The 17553-nt window shown below is 70.0% G+C and carries 13 protein-coding genes; 4 read left to right on the plus strand and 9 right to left on the minus strand.

Features of this window, described 5'->3' with window-relative positions:
• Positions 1 to 15: 15 nt before the first annotated feature.
• Both FS845_RS23190 and FS845_RS23195 read left to right on the plus strand, forming a co-directional pair.
• Positions 16 to 999 (plus strand): Bug family tripartite tricarboxylate transporter substrate binding protein, encoded by a 984-nt coding sequence (locus tag FS845_RS23190; protein ID WP_186332390.1) that lies wholly within the window; start codon positions 16 to 18, stop codon positions 997 to 999.
• A gap of 58 nt (positions 1000 to 1057) precedes the next feature.
• Positions 1058 to 1948 carry a LysR family transcriptional regulator gene (locus FS845_RS23195; RefSeq protein ID WP_144639842.1) on the plus strand — a complete coding sequence of 297 codons (891 nt, stop codon included), beginning with the start codon at positions 1058 to 1060 and terminating at the stop codon, positions 1946 to 1948.
• 123 nt (positions 1949 to 2071) lie between these two features.
• Here FS845_RS23195 and FS845_RS23200 read toward each other — a convergent pair whose 3' ends face one another.
• Positions 2072 to 2830 (minus strand): 2-C-methyl-D-erythritol 4-phosphate cytidylyltransferase, encoded by a 759-nt coding sequence (locus FS845_RS23200; RefSeq protein ID WP_144639845.1) that lies wholly within the window; start codon positions 2828 to 2830, stop codon positions 2072 to 2074.
• Between the two features lie 29 nt (positions 2831 to 2859).
• Between FS845_RS23200 and mfd the strand changes: the two genes are divergently transcribed.
• Entirely contained in the window at positions 2860 to 6381 is a 3522-nt protein-coding gene (gene mfd / locus FS845_RS23205; RefSeq protein ID WP_144639848.1) for a transcription-repair coupling factor, read from the plus strand.
• A gap of 292 nt (positions 6382 to 6673) precedes the next feature.
• Entirely contained in the window at positions 6674 to 7534 is an 861-nt protein-coding gene (gene serB, locus FS845_RS23210) for a phosphoserine phosphatase SerB (RefSeq protein ID WP_144639852.1), read from the plus strand.
• A gap of 14 nt (positions 7535 to 7548) precedes the next feature.
• Here the strand turns inward: serB and FS845_RS23215 are convergent, their stop codons facing one another.
• The 8 genes from FS845_RS23215 to nuoN all read right to left on the minus strand — a co-directional run bounded on the left by FS845_RS23215 (position 7549) and on the right by nuoN (position 17551).
• Complete coding sequence (locus FS845_RS23215) at positions 7549 to 10197, minus strand: penicillin acylase family protein (RefSeq protein ID WP_144639855.1); 2649 nt, start codon at positions 10195 to 10197, stop codon at positions 7549 to 7551.
• Between the two features lie 348 nt (positions 10198 to 10545).
• Entirely contained in the window at positions 10546 to 11448 is a 903-nt protein-coding gene (locus FS845_RS23220; RefSeq protein ID WP_260986418.1) for an amidohydrolase family protein, read from the minus strand.
• A 56-nt stretch (positions 11449 to 11504) separates the two neighbouring features.
• Positions 11505 to 12566 (minus strand): isocitrate/isopropylmalate dehydrogenase family protein, encoded by a 1062-nt coding sequence (locus FS845_RS23225; protein WP_144639858.1) that lies wholly within the window; start codon positions 12564 to 12566, stop codon positions 11505 to 11507.
• Positions 12567 to 12603: 37 nt separating this feature from the next.
• Positions 12604 to 13611: a Bug family tripartite tricarboxylate transporter substrate binding protein gene (locus FS845_RS23230; protein WP_144639861.1), complete on the minus strand. Its 1008-nt coding sequence runs from the start codon at positions 13609 to 13611 to the stop codon at positions 12604 to 12606.
• Between the two features lie 25 nt (positions 13612 to 13636).
• Positions 13637 to 14617: a tripartite tricarboxylate transporter substrate binding protein gene (locus tag FS845_RS23235; protein WP_144639864.1), complete on the minus strand. Its 981-nt coding sequence runs from the start codon at positions 14615 to 14617 to the stop codon at positions 13637 to 13639.
• Between the two features lie 236 nt (positions 14618 to 14853).
• Positions 14854 to 15483 carry a GntR family transcriptional regulator gene (locus tag FS845_RS23240; RefSeq protein WP_144639867.1) on the minus strand — a complete coding sequence of 210 codons (630 nt, stop codon included), beginning with the start codon at positions 15481 to 15483 and terminating at the stop codon, positions 14854 to 14856.
• 243 nt (positions 15484 to 15726) lie between these two features.
• On the minus strand, positions 15727 to 16053 hold the full coding sequence (locus FS845_RS23245; protein WP_144639870.1) for a DUF2818 family protein: 327 nt from the start codon (positions 16051 to 16053) through the stop codon (positions 15727 to 15729).
• Positions 16054 to 16066: 13 nt separating this feature from the next.
• Positions 16067 to 17551 carry an NADH-quinone oxidoreductase subunit NuoN gene (gene nuoN / locus FS845_RS23250; protein ID WP_144639873.1) on the minus strand — a complete coding sequence of 495 codons (1485 nt, stop codon included), beginning with the start codon at positions 17549 to 17551 and terminating at the stop codon, positions 16067 to 16069.
• Positions 17552 to 17553 lie beyond the last annotated feature (2 nt).

Raw genomic sequence — 17553 nt, forward strand, 5'->3', positions numbered from 1 at the left:
CAAGGGGAATACCGCATGAAGCAGGCTTTTCGTCGGGTCGCCAGCCGGTTGCTGGCCGTCCTGGGCATGATGGGGGCGGCCGGCGCTGCCTGTGCGCAACAGTATCCGGACCACCCGATCGAGGTGATCGTGCCTTATGCGCCCGGCGGCCTGCTGGACGTGGCGGCGCGCCTGGCCGCGGACGGGCTGGGCAAGGAACTGGGCCAGGCCGTGGTCGTGAAGAACTATGCCGGGGCGGGCGGCACCATCGGCGCCGCCCGTCTGGCCAAGGCCCGGCCCGACGGCTACACGCTCGGCCTGGGCTCGTTCGGCATGGTGATCAACAAGGTGCTGCGGCCCGAGGTGGACTACGATCCCCTGAAGAGCTTCACCACCATCGGCTATCTGGGCGACCAGGCCTTCGTGCTGATGGTCAATCCGCAGAAGACCCGCGCGGGCACCACCGCCGAACTGATCGACCTGATCCGCGCCAATCCAGGCAAGTACACCTATGCCTCGGGCGGGGTGGGCGCGCCGTCGCACGTCATGGCCGAGCAGCTGGCCATCGTGCAGAAGCTGGACGTAGTACACATTCCTTACCAGGGCCAGAATCCGGCCATCCTTGCGCTGCTGGGCGGCGAGGTCGACTTCTCCCTGCAGACGGTGGCGGGCTCCGAGGACCTGATCCATACCGGACGCATCCTCGCGCTGGCGTCCACGGGCAAGAAGCGGCTGACCGCCCTGCCGCAGGTGCCGACGTTCTCGGAACAGGGGATCGGCGGCCTGGAGCCCGAGAGCTGGCTGGGCATCTTCGCGCCGGCGGGCCTGAGCGACCCGGTGCGGCAGCGGCTGCAGGACGCCTGGGCCAACGTGGCGCGCAGCGCGGCGTTCCAGGAACAGCTGGCCAGGCGGGCCATCGAATCGCGCGACTTCACACCCGCGCAGTTCAATGCGATGATCGCCCGCGACCAGGTCTATTGGCGCGACGTGGTCGGGCGCACCGGCATCACGCTCAAATAGGAAGCCGCGGCCGCCGCGACCGGGTCCGTGCGCGCACATCGATGGGGATATCGCGACGATGGAACTGAGACAGCTGCGGCAGTTCATCGTCGTCGCCGAGGAACTGAATTTCCGGCGGGCGGCGCTACGGCTGTGCATGACCCAGCCGCCGCTGAGCGCGGCCATCCGGCGCCTGGAAGCGGTCGTCGGCGCGCCGTTGCTGCACCGCACGCGTGCTTCGGTCTCGCTGACGCCGGCCGGTGTGGTGTTCCTGCGCGAGGCGCGCTATCTGCTGCGCCAGGCCGACATATCGGTGGACGTGGCGCGCGGGGCCGCGCAGGGTTCGCGCGAGGTGCTGCGCGTCAAGAGCATCGACAGCGCCATGCTGACGTTGCTGCCGGCGTTGCTCGAACGCTTTCACGCGGCCGAGCCGGGCATCCGCCTGTCGTTGAGCACGGGATCCACGCAAGAAATCATTTCCGCACTGGAAGCCGGCAGCATCGACCTGGGGGTCTGCGTTCCGGGCGGCGCCAGTTACCCCAACCTGAGGACCCAGTCCCTGGGCCAGGAGCGCTTCTGCCTGGCAGTGCCGGTGGGACATCGCCTGGCGGCCGCCGGACTGGTGCGCCTGCCTGAACTGTCCAGCGAACGCCTGGTCACGCATTATCCGCATGCCGCCAGCCCGGGCTACCATGCCGCCGTCAGCGCCATCCTGCAGCAGGTCGGCGCCCAGATGCAGGCGCTTCAGTCGGAGCCCGACCTGCTGGCCACCCTGGCGCTGGTTCGCCTGGGCCTGGGCATTGCGCTGATTCCGGCTTCCACGCGCCGCATCGCCATGCAGGGCGTGGCCTATGCCGACCTGCGTTCGGCCGACGGCCAGGCGCTCGGATATCCGGTGGCGCTGGCCGTGCGTTCAGAGCACGCCAGCGCCGCGGCGCTGCAGCTGTGCCGGTTCGCCGCGCAGAACTGAGAACGGCGACGGCGCACGGCCGCGCGGACCGAGGCGGCACGCGCCGTCGCCACGCGCAGGCGCGGCCCTCCCTGGATGCGGGGGCCCGCGCCACGCACGGGAACGCCAGGCGTCGGCGGGCGACTACAGCCAGCGTTCCATCAATGCGAAATCGTCCGGCCACGTGACCTTGAAGTTGCGCGCCTCGCCCGTCACCAGGCATGGCGCGTGGCCGGCGGCCTCGATCGCCGAGGCCTCGTCGGTCACCGCCAGGCCGTCTCGTGCCGCGGCGGCCAGCGACCGGCCCAGCAGGCCCGCGCGGAACATCTGCGGCGTCTGCGCCAGCCACAGGCCCTGCCGGTCGACCGTGCGGGCGACACGGGCGCCGCCCGCCTTCACGGGATCGGCCACCGGCGGCGCCAACCCGCTGCCGGCCTGAGCCACGGGCAGGCCGGCCGGCCCGCCCATCTTCACGGTGTCGGCCACCGGCAAGGCCAGCAGGCCGCCCACCGGGTCGGCCAGGCAGGCGTCGATCAGGCGCGCCAGGGCAGCCGGCGTCAGGCCCGGCCGTGCGGCGTCGTGCACCAGCACCCAATCCTGTTCGTCCGCGCCGCTGTCGGCCAGCGCGGCCGCCACGGTGTCGGCGCGCGTGGGGCCGCCGCAGGCACGCCATACCGTGCGCGGCAGGCCATGCAGGGCCTCGTCGACCCAGCCGTCGTCCGCCGACACGGCCACGCGGACCTGGGCGATGCGCGGATCCGCCAGCAGCGCCCGCACGGCGCGCCGCAGCATGGGCTGGCCGTCCAGCAGCCGATATTGCTTGGGCAGGGCCTGGCCGCCGGGCAGGCTGGCGCGAGCGCCCACCCCGGCGGCGGGCACGATGGCGATAAGTGTGTCGGACATGGTCCCGGGATTTTATAATCTTCCACCTGATGTCCGATTCCTTACCTACCCCCGCGGCGTCCCAGGGCTTGCCCGCCACCGCCGCCACGCTTGCTGCCCTCAAACCCGGCGCCCGCTATGCGCAGCCGCGCCCGCCCGGCTCGGCCGACGGCTGGCTGTTGGCCGATCTGGCCCGCCAGGCAGGCCGGCCGCTGGTGGTGTTCACCGCGGACCCGCTGGAAGCCCAGCGCCTGGCCGAAGAGATCCCGCTGTACGCCCCGCAACTGCGCGTGCGGCAGCTGCCCGACTGGGAAACCCTGCCTTACGACGCGTTCTCGCCGCACCAGGACCTGATCTCGCAACGCCTGCACACGCTGCACGCACTGATGCAGCGCGAGGTCGACGTGCTAACGGTGCCGGTCACCACGGCGCTGTACCGCGTGGCGCCGCCGGCGTTCCTGGCGGCCTACACCTTCTCGTTCCGCCAGAAGGACACGCTGGACGAAGCCGCGCTGCGCGCCCAGCTAACCCTGGCGAACTACACGCACGTCACCCAGGTCACCGCGCCCGGCGAGTTCTGCCTGCGCGGCGGCCTGATCGACCTGTTCCCGATGGGCTCGGTGCTGCCCTACCGGCTGGACCTGTTCGACAACGAGATCGAATCCATCCGCAGTTTCGACGTGGACACCCAGCGCAGCCTGTACCCGGTGCGCGACGTGCAACTGCTGCCGGGCCGCGAATTCCCGATGGACGAAGATGCGCGCAACCGCTTCCGCGCGCGCTTTCGCGAAGTGTTCGAGGGCGATCCCTCGCGCGCGGTGCCTTACCGCGACATGGGCAACGGCATCGCGTTCGCCGGTGTCGAGTACTACCTGCCGCTGTTCTTCGACCAGACCGCCACGCTGTTCGACTACCTGGCGCCCGGCACCATCACGGTCACGCTGGGCGACATCGACGACGCCATCACGCGCTTCGGCCAGGACACGGCCAGCCGCTACAACTTCCTGAAGAGCGACCGCGAGCGGCCCGTGCTGCCGCCGGATGCGCTGTTCCTCGACGGCGAGGGCCTGTACGGGCACTTCCGCGACTTCCCGCGGCTGGCGCTGGGCGGCGAACGCAACCACCCCGACTTCGCCGCCGCGCCCGACGTCAGCATCTCGCGCCGCGCCGACGACCCGGTGATGCGGCTGCGCGCCCTGCTGGCGCGTCCGGACATGCGCGTGCTGCTGTGCGCCGACTCGGCCGGCCGCCGCGAGACGCTGGCGCAGATGCTGGCCGAGCACGGCCTGGCGCCCGACCTGCAGGCCGACTCGGTGCAGGCGTTCCTGGACGCGGACGCGCACTTCGGCCTGGCGGTGGCGCCGCTGTCGGCCGGGTTCGTCATACCCGGCGCGGGGCAGCCCGGCGCGGGGCAGCCCCGCGCGGGGCATCCCGACGCGGGGCATCCCGGCGCCGGCCTGGTCTTCCTGACGGAAAACGATCTCTATCCAGGCCACACCGCCTCGCGCCGCGGCCGCCGCGCGCAGGAGCGCACCAGCAACGTCGAGGCCATGGTGCGCGACCTGGCCGAGCTGCGCGCGGGCGATCCCGTCGTGCATGCCCAGCACGGCATCGGGCGCTATCACGGCCTGGTGAACATGGACATGGGCGAAGGCGAGATGGAGTTCCTGCATCTCGAGTACGCCAACGGCAGCACGCTGTACGTGCCGGTGTCGCAGCTGCACGTGATCGCCCGCTACAGCGGCGCCGACCCGGAAGCCGCGCCGCTGCACCAGCTGGGCTCGGGCCAGTGGGACAAGGCGCGCCGCAAGGCCGCCAGGCAGGTGCGGGACACCGCCGCCGAACTGCTGGCGCTGTACGCGCAGCGCGCCGCGCGCGAGGGTTTCTCGTTCAAGCTGCCGCTGGGCGACTACGAGGCCTTCGCCGAGGGCTTCGGCTTCGAGGAAACCCCGGACCAGTCCGCGGCCATCCAGGCCGTCATCCTGGACATGACGTCGGGCCGGCCGATGGACCGCCTGGTCTGCGGCGACGTGGGCTTCGGCAAGACCGAGGTGGCGCTGCGCGCCGCCTTCCTGGCCATCGCCAACGGCAAGCAGGTCGCCCTGCTGTGTCCCACCACGCTGCTGGCCGAGCAGCACGCGCAGACCTTCGCCGACCGCTTCGCCGACTGGCCGGTGCGCGTGGTCGAGCTGTCGCGCTTCCGGTCCGCCAAGGAAGTCTCCGCGGCCATCGAGGGCATCAACGACGGCCGCGTCGACATCGTCATCGGCACGCACAAGATCCTGTCGAAAGACGTGAATTTCAAGCGCCTGGGCCTGGTCATCATCGACGAGGAGCACCGCTTCGGCGTACGCCAGAAAGAAGCGCTGAAGTCGCTGCGCGCCGAGGTCGACGTGCTGACGCTGACCGCCACGCCCATCCCGCGCACGCTGGGCATGTCGCTGGAAGGCATCCGCGATTTCTCGGTCATCGCCACCGCGCCGCAGAAGCGCCTGGCCATCAAGACCTTCGTGCGGCGCGAGGACGGCAGCACCATCCGCGAGGCATTGCTGCGCGAGCTCAAGCGCGGCGGCCAGGCGTACTTCCTGCACAACGAGGTCGAGACCATCCACAACCGCCGTGCCCGCCTGGAAGAGCTGGTGCCCGAGGCGCGCGTGGGCGTGGCGCACGGCCAGATGCCCGAGCGCGAGCTGGAACAGGTGATGAAGGGGTTCTACCAGCAGCGCTACAACGTGCTGCTGTGCACGACCATCATCGAGACCGGCATCGACGTGCCGTCGGCCAACACCATCGTGATCCACCGCGCCGACCGCTTCGGCCTGGCGCAGCTGCACCAGCTGCGCGGGCGCGTGGGCCGCTCGCATCACCAGGCCTATGCGTATCTGCTGACGCCGGGCGAGGACGCCATCACCACCAACGCCAAGAAGCGGCTCGAGGCCATCCAGGCGATGGAAGAGCTGGGCTCGGGCTTCTACCTGGCGATGCACGACCTGGAGATCCGCGGCACGGGCGAGATCCTGGGCGATTCGCAGTCGGGCAACATCCAGGAAGTCGGCTTCTCGATGTACAACGAGATGCTCAACGAGGCCGTGCGCGCGCTGAAGGTCGGCGAAGAGCCGGACCTGGACGCGCCCTTCAACCTGGCCTGCGAGGTGAACCTGCACGCGCCCGCCCTGCTGCCCAGCGACTATTGCGCGGACGTGCATGGCCGCCTGGCCATCTACAAGCGCCTGTCGCACGCGCAGGACGAGGACGACCTGATCCACATCCAGGAAGAACTGATCGACCGCTTCGGCAAGCTGCCGGACGCCGCGCAGACCCTGCTGGCCACGCACCGCCTGCGCCTGGCCGCGCAGCCGCTGGGCATCGTGAAGATCGACGTCAGCGAGTCGCAGGCCCTGCTGCAGTTCGGGCCGAAGACGACCATCGAACCGGTGCGCATGGTGGAACTGGTGCAGAAGCAGCGGCACATCCGGTTCTCGGGGCAGGATCGCCTGCGGGCGGAGATCAAGGCGCCGCAAGTGAAGGAGCGGGTCGATGCCATACGGGGGATATTGCGGGCGCTGCGGTAGGGTTGGGGGCGTAGTCTGCGGGTTTGTTAATCTTGCGGGCGGCGGGGTTTGAGTTCTTCTGGCGCCTCTGCGTGGTGCGACGGGTCGCGCCGGCCAAGTCGTCGGGCTCGGGCGCGCCACCAGGCGCCCTCGGTCCCCTTCGGGGACTTCCCCTCCTCCAATTGGCCGGCACGGCCTTCCGGCTCCCCTGCGGGACGCCTTCGAGCGACATCGCCTCCACATCCAGACGCCTTCACCTCGGCACTCAGATATCCACCTTTTCCTGAAAACGAACTTCCCGTTCAAAAGCAAAATGAGCCAGACCCACCTCGTCATCCAATCCCCCGCCCTCGCCGTCGAGCACGCCGAGCAACTGGCGGCCCTGGCCCAAGCGCAAGGCGTGGCGCGCATTTCCACCACGGCGGCGCGGCTGCTGGACGTGCAGGACGATGCCCAGACCCGCGACGAGGTCCGCGACTGGAGCGAATCGCATGGCGTTGACGCGGCCTTCGTGCCGGCCGGCCGGCGCCTGTCGGATTGCCGCGTGCTGGCCATGGACATGGACTCGACGCTGATCAACATCGAGTGCATCGACGAGATCGCCGCCTGGGCCGGACGCGGCGAACAGGTCGCGCAGATCACCGAGGCCGCCATGCGCGGCGAGATCAAGGACTTCTCCGAAAGCCTGCGCCGCCGCGTGGCGCTGCTGGAAGGCGTGTCCGCCGAAGCGCTGGAACGCGTCTACCAGGACAAGCTGCGCCTGAACCCCGGCGCCGAACGGCTGCTGGCGTCCGCGCGCGATGCCGGCATCAGGACGCTGCTGGTGTCGGGCGGCTTCACCTTCTTCACGGGCCGGTTGCAGGAACGCCTGCAACTGGACAGCGCCCATGCGAACACGCTGGAGATCGGCGACGACGGCCGGCTGACCGGCCGAGTGCTGGGCGACATCCTGGACGCCGAGGCCAAGGCTGCCTACCTGCGCGCCTTTGCCGCGCAGCATGGCGCCGCGCGGGAGCAGATCATCGCCCTGGGCGACGGCGCCAACGACCTGAAGATGCTGGCACTGGCCGGCTACGCCGTGGCCTATCACGCCAAGCCCATCGTGCGCCGCCAGGCGCCCTATGCGCTGAACGTATCGGGACTGGACGGCGTGCTGAACTGGTTCGAGGCCTGATCGGGCAGGCGCGCTCAGCGGCTGCCCGCTTGCGCCGGCGCCGGCTGCAAGGTCAGCCGATGCGCAGGCGGTCCCGGCAGGAAAGGCGTCGCGCGCCCCTCCACCCAGGCACGATGGCCCGCCAGGAAGAACGGCGACAAGGGGTGGCCGGAGGCGCCGCCCGGCATGTGCAACAGGCCGTCGGCCTCGTGGCCCGGCGCCACCACGAAGCGTTCAGACGCGCCGAACGACGGATGCTGGATGCGCGGCAGATTGTCGACGTCGCCCGGCATGGCGTCCGCCGGCGCCGACAGCCAGCCGCGCAGCGGCGCGGGCAGCAGGCGCGCGAAGGGATGGCCCACGGCCAGGCGATTGCGCTCGCCCCACCGGGCGTCTTCAAGGCGCGCGCCGCCGGCGGTGCGGGCCGCGATCGCAACATCGACGCGGTCCAGCACGAATGCCCGCCAGTCCGCATGCCCGGCCGGGATCCAGGCCTGTTCGCGTGCCAACCGTTCCATCACCGCCTCCAGGCGCGATGCGGCGCGTCCTACCGTGGGCGCGGGCGACAGGCTGGGCGCGGCCACGGCGAGCCGCTCGTCCAGGCGGCCGAACCACGCGTCGTAGAAGGCGTCGTGCAGGTCGCGCAGCAAGGTGTAGCCCACCGCGTCGGCGTCGGCCCGGCCGTTCCAGCCGGCCACCAGGCGCCGGTACGCGGCGCGCTGGGGATGATCCCGCACGGCCGCGTCGTCCAGCGTTTCCAGCGCCAGCTTGCGCCACGAGTCGACCCAGCGCGCCCGGTCGTCCAGCTGCACGGCCAGCAGCGCGGCGTTGTCCGCCTCGGGCAGCGCCAGCAGGCCGTCGCGGATCTGCGTGGCGCGCGCGCCCACGTCGGCACCGCCGTCGCCGATCAGGCGTTGCCGTGCCGGATCGCCCAGCTGCATGCTGTTGCCCGACCATAGCCGTCCGCCGGGCGGGTCGACGATCATCGGATAGGCCTGGGGCGCCAGGCGGCCCGCCGGTGCATCCACCTGGCTGGCCGCCACTGGAAACGCATCCGGGTCGAGCACCGCCAGCGGCAAGGGCCCGGCCAGCGACCAGCCGATGCGGCCGTCGCGGCCAGCCACCAGGATATTCTGCGTGGGCACGCCCGAGCCCTGCGCGAGCCGCAGCGCCTGCGGCACGTCGCGGGCCCCTTCCAGGCCCATCAGCCCCAGGTCGGTAGAGCCCGCCAGGTACGCCACCCAGCGCACCGCGTAGGCGCGCCCGTCGGCCTCCAGGATAGGCCCCCAGCGCGTCTCGTAGACCGTCTGCGTGACGCTGGGCTGCCCCTTCACCGCGATGGTTTCGATGTATTCGCGGGCCGTCTCCCATTCGCTCGCCGGGCCCAGGTAGCGCCGCGGCTGGCTGGGATCGCGCTCCACCGCGACCAGGTCCAGGAACTGGCCGTAGCTGTTGGTGAAGCCCCAGGCCACGTCGCCGTTGCTGCCCGCCACCACCGCCGGCGTGCCCGGCAGACTGACGCCCGACACGCGGCGCGTGCGGCCCGGCGCGTCCGGATCCGGAAATTCCAGGGTCAGCCGATACCAGGTGTTCGGCAGCGACAGGCCCAGGTGCATGTCGTTGCCCACGCGGGCCAGGCCGCCGGCGCCGTGCGCGCCATCGACGGCAAAGCCGCTGCTGCCCACCGCCGCCGCGGGACCGTCCTGGCGCCATCCCGCGGGACTGCCGGGATCCAGGCCGACGCCGGCCAGCAGGCTGGCGGCCAGTGTGTCGCGGGCGGATCGCTCCACGTGCATGGCTTGCGGCAGTCGCGCGTATTGCGCAGGCGGCATGGCGTGCGCGGATGGCGGCATCGCGCCTTGTGAAGCGGTTATCGTCCGCGCCTCTCCCTGCGCGCGCGGCACGCCCGGCGCATCCTGCGGCGCGGGGTCCAGCCAATCGGGACGCGTGGCCGGCACGGCGGACACCTCGCCCGGCGCGATGCCATCCAGCGTGGCGTCCCAGTGGCTGGCGCGCGGCGTCATGAAGGCCAGCAGGTCCGGCGGAACCATCTCGCGCAACGCGCCGCGCGACAGCACGCGCAGGATCTGCATGCCCTGCAGGTTCAGGTACATCGCATCGATGGCCAGCAGCGAATCCTCGGGCAGCCAGCGCCGCGGCGCGGCGCCCAGCGCCAGGTATTCCACGGGCCGCGCGTCCGCGGCGGCCAGCGCGTCGTTCACGCCGGCGGCATACCGCGCAAGCAGAAGTTTTTCGTCCTCGCTCAACGTGGCGTACGCGGCCTCGGCGCGCGCCCGGAAGCGATGCAGGCGATTGCGCCGGTCCAGCGGCAGCACGCTGGGGCCGACCAGCGCGGCCAGTTCGCCCGCCGCCAGGCGGCGCATCATGTCCATCTGGAAATAGCGGTCCTGTCCATGCGCGAAGCCGGTGGCATAGGCCGCGTCGATGCGGTTGGCGGCGGTGACGGTGACGTTGCCGTCGGCGTCGCGCGCGATGGCGGCAGCGGCATGCAGGCCGGGCGCGGCCAGTTGCCCGTCCAGCTGCGGCAGGCTGGCGCGCATGAACAGCCATCCGCCCAGCACGGCCAGCAGCGCCAACGCCAGCAAGGTCGCCGCGGACCATGCGCCGATACGGACGATGCGTCGTCCCCGAAAGCGCCTGGTCTGGGTCGGCGTACTGGTCATGGACAGTGGGCTGCGCGCGGCCTGTGATGAGGTGCGATTACGTTAACACGGGCGGATGGCATGCTTGCGAGGCGCCGGCTTGCATACGGTCTTGCCTTGCGTGGCCTTGTCCTCCGTACGCCATGACGGACCTCGCCGCGTCCGTGCCGATGCGAAGCGGCTTGGCCGCCGCCAGTCCTACAGGACCGCGCCATCCGCGGGACGCTTGCCGCATGCCCGTGGCGTGAAGCACCCTGCCTGCTTCCGTCGCCTGAACCGGAAAAGACAGGCAGCGTGAAGCGCGCCGCCCCCGTCCGTTGCCGGACGCGGGTCGGGACACTCAGCAAACGGCGGCGAGCCGATCGGCGGCTAAGCGGCGACCGCCTCGAAGCCATACAGGCGTGCGGGATTGGCGACCAGCGCGCGGCGCATCGTCGCGTCGTCGCCGAACCAGGCCGCCGCTTCACTCAGCAGGCGCTTGCGACCGATGTCCCGATACGCGCTGACCTCCAGCGGTCCCTTGCCCGGTTCGCGATTGGTATGCGGCCAGTCGCTGGCCCACAGCAAGCGGTCCGGATTGCAGTCCGCATAGGCTCGCGCCAAGGCGGCCGTGGCATTGGACTGGTCCTGCGCCGACTCGATGCGATACGAGGCCGACAGCTTCACGTAGGCCGCGCCTTCGCGCACCAGTCCGAACACCGTGCGCACCCGAGCGTCGTCCAAAGACAAGCCGGACGGGATCATCGCGAAATGGTCCAGCACCACCGGCACGGGCAGGCCGCGCAGCGCGGGCGCCGCGGCCGCGATGGCGTCCAGCGAGGCATAGATCTGCAGATGCCAGCCCAGCGGCGCCAGGCGCTCGGCCCACGCCGCCAGGCTGCGCTGGATCGCCGCGGCATCGCTCTGCCCGGCGCTTTCCAGGTTCAGCCTCAGCCCCCGCACCCAGCCGGCATGCAGGGCCCGCAGGCCCTGGTCGTCGATCCCCTCGTCGACCACGGCGATGCCCCGCCCCGCGCCCTGCATGCGCGCCAGGCTGTCCAGCATGCAACGGTTGTCGGTGCCGTACACGCTGGGCTGCACGATCACTGCCCGCGCCAGGCCGACGTCCGCCATGTGCCGTTGCAGCGCCTGCAGGCTGGCCGGACCGGGCGTGTAGTGGCGGTCGCCCGCCATGGGGTAGTCCGCCTGCGGCCCGATGACGTGCACGTGGCAATCGCAGGCGCCGGCGGGCAGGAGGGCGAGTTCCGCCTCGGTGAGGCCTGTGGTGTTCATCGGCAAACCTCCGTGCTCCGCACTCCGGCATTCGCCCTCGGGGCGGCCCGTCATGCTCATGCCGCCTGCAGATGACGCAGATACGCCTCGCCCGCGGCGCGGGTGCCCAGCGAGCCGCCCACGTCGCGCGTGCATTCGCCCGACGCGATGCTCGAGGCGATGGCGCGCTCCATGGCCGCCGAGGCGTCCATGAAGTTGCGCAGGCCCTTGCGCTGGCCATACCAGTTCAGCAGCATGGCGGCCGACAGCAGTTGCGAGATCGGGTTGGCGATGTCCTGGCCCGCGATGTCCGGTGCGGAGCCGTGCGCGGCCTGGCCCATGGCATGCTCGCGGCCGGCGTTCAGCGAGCCGCCCAGGCCCAGGCTGCCGGACAGTTCGGCGGTCAGGTCCGACAGGATGTCGCCGAACATGTTGGTGGTGACGATCACGTCGTAGCGGTCCGGCGCGCGCACCACGTGGGCCATCATCGCGTCGACGATCACGTCGTCCACGCGCACCTCCGGGAATTCCTTGCCCACCTGGTGGCACATGTCGATGAACATGCCGTCGCCGATCTTCAGCACGTTGGCCTTGTGCACGATGGTCACGTGCTTCTTGCGCGTCATGGCCAGCTCGAAGGCCGAACGCGCGATGCGCTCGCAGCACAGGCGCGTGATACGGCGCAGCGACACCACCACGTCCGGCGTGATCAGCATTTCGCTGCCACCCGACTCGATGTTGCGGTCGGCGTAGAAGCCTTCCGTGTTCTCGCGCACGACCACCAGGTCGAACTCGCCCAGGCGCGCCTGCATGCCAGGATACGTGCGGGCCGGTCGGATGTTGGCGTACAGGTCCAGGTTCTTGCGGAAGTACTTCGACGGGTTGATCTCGCCGCGGGCCTCGTCCTTGAAGTCGTAGGTGGCCATCGGGCCCAGCAGCAGGCCGTCGGCGGCCTTCACCTTCTCCAGCAACGCGGGCGTCACGGTGGCGCCGTGCTGCTTCAGGCTGTCGTGGCCGGCCACGTCGTGCTCCAGCTGCAGGCCCAGGTTGAAGCGGCCGGACACCGCCTGCAGTGCATCGACCGCCACGGCCACGGTTTCAGGGCCGATGCCGTCACCCGGCAGAACTACGATTTTCATGGAAGCATCCTCGATGATGAAAAGAATGGAGAAACGATCAGCTTTCGGCGCGCACGCCGGTCGCCTTGACCAGTTGCTGGTACTTGTCGGCCTCGGTGCGCACAAATGTGGCGAACTCGGCGGGACTATTCTGCCGCACCGTCGTGCCGTCGGCCTCGAAACGCTGGCGGATCGACGGATCGGCCAGGATCGCGTTGATCTCGCGGTTGAGCAGGTCCACCACCGGCCGCGGCGTGTTCGCCGGCGCGAAGAAACCGCCCCACAGGCTGAACGAGAAGCCGGGCGCCACGCTCTCGGCCACCGTGGGCACGTCGCGCAGCGCCGCCACGCGTTGCGGCGTGGACACCGCCAGCACGCGCAGCTTGCCCGCGCTGATGTGCGGCATGGCGGCCGAGGCGCTGGAGAAGAAGCAGTCCACGTGCGAGCCCAGCAGGTCGGCCATGGCCTGGCCCGCGCCCTTGTACGGCACGTGCACCATGCTGGTCTTGGTCGCCAGGCCCAGGGCCGCGGCGGCCAGGTGGCCCGGCGTGGCGGTGCCCGACGAGGCATAGCTGATGGCGTCCGGCTTGGCGCGCGCCGCGGCGATCAGGGCCTTCAGGTCGGCATACGGCGACGCCGCCGGCACCGCCAGCACCAGCGGCGAATCGCCCACCAGCGCCACCGCGATGAAGTCTTTCTGCGGGTCGTAGCCCAGGTTGGGCATCACGAAGGGATTGACCACCATCTCGCCCGTCTGTCCCATCAGCAGGTGATAGCCGTCCGGCGTGGCCCGCACCACCAGCCGCGAGCCCAGCGTGCCCGACGCGCCGGGCCGGTTCTCGACCACGAAGGTCTGCTTCAGCTTGCTGCCCAGGCGCTCGCCCAGGATGCGCGCGAACACGTCGCCCTGCCCGCCCGGCGCATACGGAACGGTCACGGTCACGGCGCGCGACGGATAGGCGTCGGCGGCCAGCGCGCGGCCGGAAAGAACGGCGCTCGCGGCGGCGGCGCCAGCGCCCAGCAGCAGCCGGCGCCGCGCGGGATCGGGATGGGTGTTGGGATTCATGAGTGTCGTCTCCTTGCGATTTGCGTCAGTTCAGGCTGAAGCCCGATTGCTTCACGACCCCGCGCCACAGCGTCATCTCGCTGGACAGCGTGCGGGCGAAATCGGCGGGTTTGCCGGCATACAGGTCCGCGCCTTCCTCGGTCAGGCGGCGGCGCACCAGCTCGTCGCTGGCGGCGGCGTTCACTGCCTTGTTCAGCGTGTCGATGACGGCCTGCGGCGTGCCCGCGGGCGCCAGCACGCCCCACCAGGTGCTGATGTCGAAATCGGGCACGCCCGCCTCGGCCATGGTGGGCGTGTCGGGGAACAGGCGCGAACGCTCCTTGCTGGTCACCGCCAGCAACTTCACGCGCTTGTCCTTCACCTGTCCCAGGATGGTCGGCACCGTGGCGAAGAACACCTGCACGCGGCCGGCCAGCAGGTCCACCGTGGCCGGGCCGCTGCCCTTGTACGGCACGTGCGTCATGTCCACCTTGGCCTTCTGCTTGAACAGCTCGCCCGACAGGTGGTTGATGCTGCCGGCGCCCGCCGAGCAGAAGTTGATCTCGCCCGGCTTGCCGGCGGCCAGCTTGCGCAGGTCGGCCACGCTGTCCACGGGCAGGTCCTTGGTGGTGACCACCAGCAGCGGGCCGCGGCCGATCAGCGCGATGGGCGCGAAGGACTTCTCCACGTCGTACTGCGTGGTCACCTCGGCGGCCGCGTTGGTCACGAACGTGGACGTGGCGAACAGCAATGTGTAGCCATCGGGTTCGGCGTGCGCCACCATGCCGGCGCCGATGGAGCCTCCGCCGCCGCCGCGGTTCTCCACCACCACCGGCTGTTTCAGCCGGTCGCTGAGGGTGCGCGCCATGTCGCGCGCGATGCTGTCCGTGCCGCCGCCCGCGGCGAAGGGCACGATCAGCTTGATGGGCTTGTCCGGGTACTGCGCCCAGCCCAGCGTGGGCAGCGCGACGGCGGCGGTGGCCGCGACGGCCAGCAGGGCCCGGCGCAGCGTGTTCAGGGTAGTCATGAGTCGTCTCCTCGATACTGTGAAAAATCTATTGTTTGCCGATGGCCGCGGCGGCTTTGGAGATGTGTCCTTGCCGTCCGTTGTCTGCCGTCCGCCTTATTTCGTTTGCCTGCAGTCGCTGTCCGCCGTTCCCCTGCCGTCCGCCTCTTCACGGAGCTTTTTTGCAATCCGCTTTCGGCGATGACCGCACATGAACCGCCACGCGTTCGGAGCACGGCGTCCGCAGCGCTGCCCGGTCAGCCCTGCCGCAACATCTTCAGCCGCTCCATCAGGGCCTGGTGGATGTGATGCCGCGCTGCGGCCGCGGCCGCTTCCGGGTCCCGGGCACGGATCGCCGCCACGATGGCGGAATGCTCGCGCAACGCCGCTTCGGCGCGCACCGGCGACGCCAGCGTGCTGCGCCCGAGCAGGTACGTGGTGTCGGTCAGGGTACGCAGCAGGCGCATCAGGTAGCGGTTGTGCGCCGCGCTGTAGATGGCCTCGTGAAAGCGCAGGTTCTGCGCGACGGGGTCGTTGTCGCCCTCCATCAGGATGGCTTCCATGTTGAGGATCTCGGCCTCGCTGGCGTGTTGCGCGGCCAGCGAGGCCGCGGTGGACTCCAGTGATTCGCGCATGGCGTACAGCTCGCCCACCTCCTGCTGGTCCATCTCGGCCACGACCAGTCCGCGGCCGGGTTCCTGCCGCAGCAGGCCTTCGTCCTGGATGCGCTTCAGGGCCTCGCGCACCGGCGTGCGCCCCAGTGTCAGCAGTTCCGCCACCTCGGTCTCCCGCAGGCGGGCGCCCGGGGCGAAATCCCCGCCCAGGATGCGGCGCTTGATCTCGTTGTAGGCGGCGAACGCCTGCGAATTCGCATGCAGGATGGGCATGGAACCTTGTCTCCGTGCGGCTTGAGCGCCGTTGTGTACTTAAGTATATTTTTGCATACAAAAAATGGGCGTGCAAACGACCGCACCGATGCGATCGCGAGCCACGCGTTTTTGCAGTCCGGGCGTGACGCCGCCCGGCGCTTGCGCACGCCATGAAAAGACAATCGGCCGCTGGATCACCAGCGGCCGATTGACATTCCGTTCAGGAAGCGCGCCAAGCCAGGCGCCTGATGCTCGAATCTGCTAGACCGCCTCGCGCGGCCGGCGGAACAGGTAGCGGTACACGAATCCCGGATACCCAAGCACCAGGTACAGGCACAGGGTGATGGCGTAGAACTCCCAAGTCTGTCCGAACCGATTGCCCAGCGCGCTTTCGAAGGCGAAGCCCAGCGCGCCGACGATCAGATAGAACACGAACACTTCGACCAGCCGCAGCCAGAAAGGCTTGGCGGCCGCCACGCCACCCTGTTTCCAGGGCAGCACGGCAAAGACGCGCTCGGTCAGGAAAGGCAGGTTGGCGCTGACCAGGGCCAGCGCGATCAGCAGCCAGACCGCGAGCGTCTGATTCACGCGTCCGCCCTGCCTACTGCAGCAGCGAGGACTGGATGGCCTGCACGCAGAGCGCCAGCAGGCTGCCGGGCAGGATGCCCAGCACCAGGATCAGCAGGCCGTTGACCGAGATCAGGCCACGCTGGCCGAACGAACCGGCCGGCACGGCGGCTTCGGCCGCGGGCTCGTCGAAGTACACCACCTTCACCACGCGCAGGTAGTAGAAGGCGCCGATCAGCGAGAACAGCACCGCCACCACGGCCAGCGTCACGTGGCCGGCCTGGACCAGCGCCTGCAGCACGGCCAGCTTGGCATGGAAGCCCACCAGCGGCGGCAGGCCGGCCAGCGAGAACATCAGCAGCAGCACGATGAAGGCGCGCCACGGGCTGCGGCGGTTCAGGCCCTTCAGGTCGTCGATCTGCTCGCACTCGAAGCCCTGGCGCGTCATCACCAGGATGATGCCGAAGCTGGCCAGCGTGGTCAGCACGTAGGTCAGCATGTAGAACAGCGAGGCGCCGTAGGCCGCGGCGGCGGCGTCCGGCTTGCCGTCCACCACGCCCGACATCAGGCCCAGCAGCACGAAGCCCATGTGCGAGATGGTCGAGTACGCCAGCATGCGCTTGAAGTTGCTCTGCGCGATGGCCGTCAGGTTGCCGATCGCCAGCGACAGCACCGCCAGGATGGCCAGCATGGGCTGCCAGTCGGCCGCCAGGCCGTGCATGCCGTCGACCAGCAGGCGCAGCGTGATGGCGAAGGCGGCGATCTTGGGCGCGGCGCCCAGGATCAGCGTGACCGCCGTGGGCGAGCCCTGGTAGACGTCGGGCACCCACATGTGGAACGGCGCGGCGCCCAGCTTGAACGCCAGGCCGGCGACCAGGAACACGATGCCGAACACCAGCGGCATCTGGGCAGCCTTGCCCATCTGGATGGTGGCGGCGACCTCGGCCAGGTCCAGGTGACCGGTGGCGCCGTACACCATGGACATGCCGTACAGCAGGAAGCCCGAAGCCAGCGCGCCCAGCACGAAGTACTTCATGGCGGCCTCGGTGGCCGTGGCGTCGTCGCGGCGCAGCGCGATCAGCGCGTATAGGGCCAGGGACATCAGTTCCAGGCCGAGGTACACCGACAGCAGGTTGCCGGACGAGATCATCACCATCTGGCCCAGCAGGGCGAACAGCGTCAGCACGTACAGCTCGCCGCCGCGCATCATGTCGCGCGCCTGGGCGTACAGCCGGCCATAGACCAGGGTGACGGCCACCGCGACGTACGAGGTGATCTTCAGCAGGTGCGACAGCGAATCGGTGATGTACAGGCCGTTGAAGGTCTTGCCCTGCACGCCGTCGCTCCATTGGATCAGCGACACCACGGTCAGCACGCCCAGGGAAAGCAGCGTCAGGACGAAGGTGGTCTTGCGCTCGGGATGCTTGCTGAACACGTCGGCGATCAGGATCGCCAGCCCCATGACCAGCAACAGGATCTCGGGCAGCGCCAAGGCGAAATCGATGTGGGATTGCATCATTG

It is taken from the genome of Bordetella genomosp. 13 (assembly GCF_007679965.1).
Classification (GTDB): Bacteria; Pseudomonadota; Gammaproteobacteria; order Burkholderiales; family Burkholderiaceae_B; genus Bordetella.

Coding starts and splice junctions, on each gene's coding strand:
- FS845_RS23190 (WP_186332390.1), top strand. CDS start 16: ATGAAGCAGGCTTTTCGTCGGGTCGCCAGCCGGTTGCTGGCCGTCCTG.
- FS845_RS23195 (WP_144639842.1), top strand. CDS start 1,058: ATGGAACTGAGACAGCTGCGGCAGTTCATCGTCGTCGCCGAGGAACTG.
- FS845_RS23200 (WP_144639845.1), bottom strand. CDS start 2,830: ATGTCCGACACACTTATCGCCATCGTGCCCGCCGCCGGGGTGGGCGCT.
- mfd (WP_144639848.1), top strand. CDS start 2,860: ATGTCCGATTCCTTACCTACCCCCGCGGCGTCCCAGGGCTTGCCCGCC.
- serB (WP_144639852.1), top strand. CDS start 6,674: ATGAGCCAGACCCACCTCGTCATCCAATCCCCCGCCCTCGCCGTCGAG.
- FS845_RS23215 (WP_144639855.1), bottom strand. CDS start 10,197: ATGACCAGTACGCCGACCCAGACCAGGCGCTTTCGGGGACGACGCATC.
- FS845_RS23220 (WP_260986418.1), bottom strand. CDS start 11,448: ATGAACACCACAGGCCTCACCGAGGCGGAACTCGCCCTCCTGCCCGCC.
- FS845_RS23225 (WP_144639858.1), bottom strand. CDS start 12,566: ATGAAAATCGTAGTTCTGCCGGGTGACGGCATCGGCCCTGAAACCGTG.
- FS845_RS23230 (WP_144639861.1), bottom strand. CDS start 13,611: ATGAATCCCAACACCCATCCCGATCCCGCGCGGCGCCGGCTGCTGCTG.
- FS845_RS23235 (WP_144639864.1), bottom strand. CDS start 14,617: ATGACTACCCTGAACACGCTGCGCCGGGCCCTGCTGGCCGTCGCGGCC.
- FS845_RS23240 (WP_144639867.1), bottom strand. CDS start 15,483: ATGCCCATCCTGCATGCGAATTCGCAGGCGTTCGCCGCCTACAACGAG.
- nuoN (WP_144639873.1), bottom strand. CDS start 17,551: ATGATGCAATCCCACATCGATTTCGCCTTGGCGCTGCCCGAGATCCTG.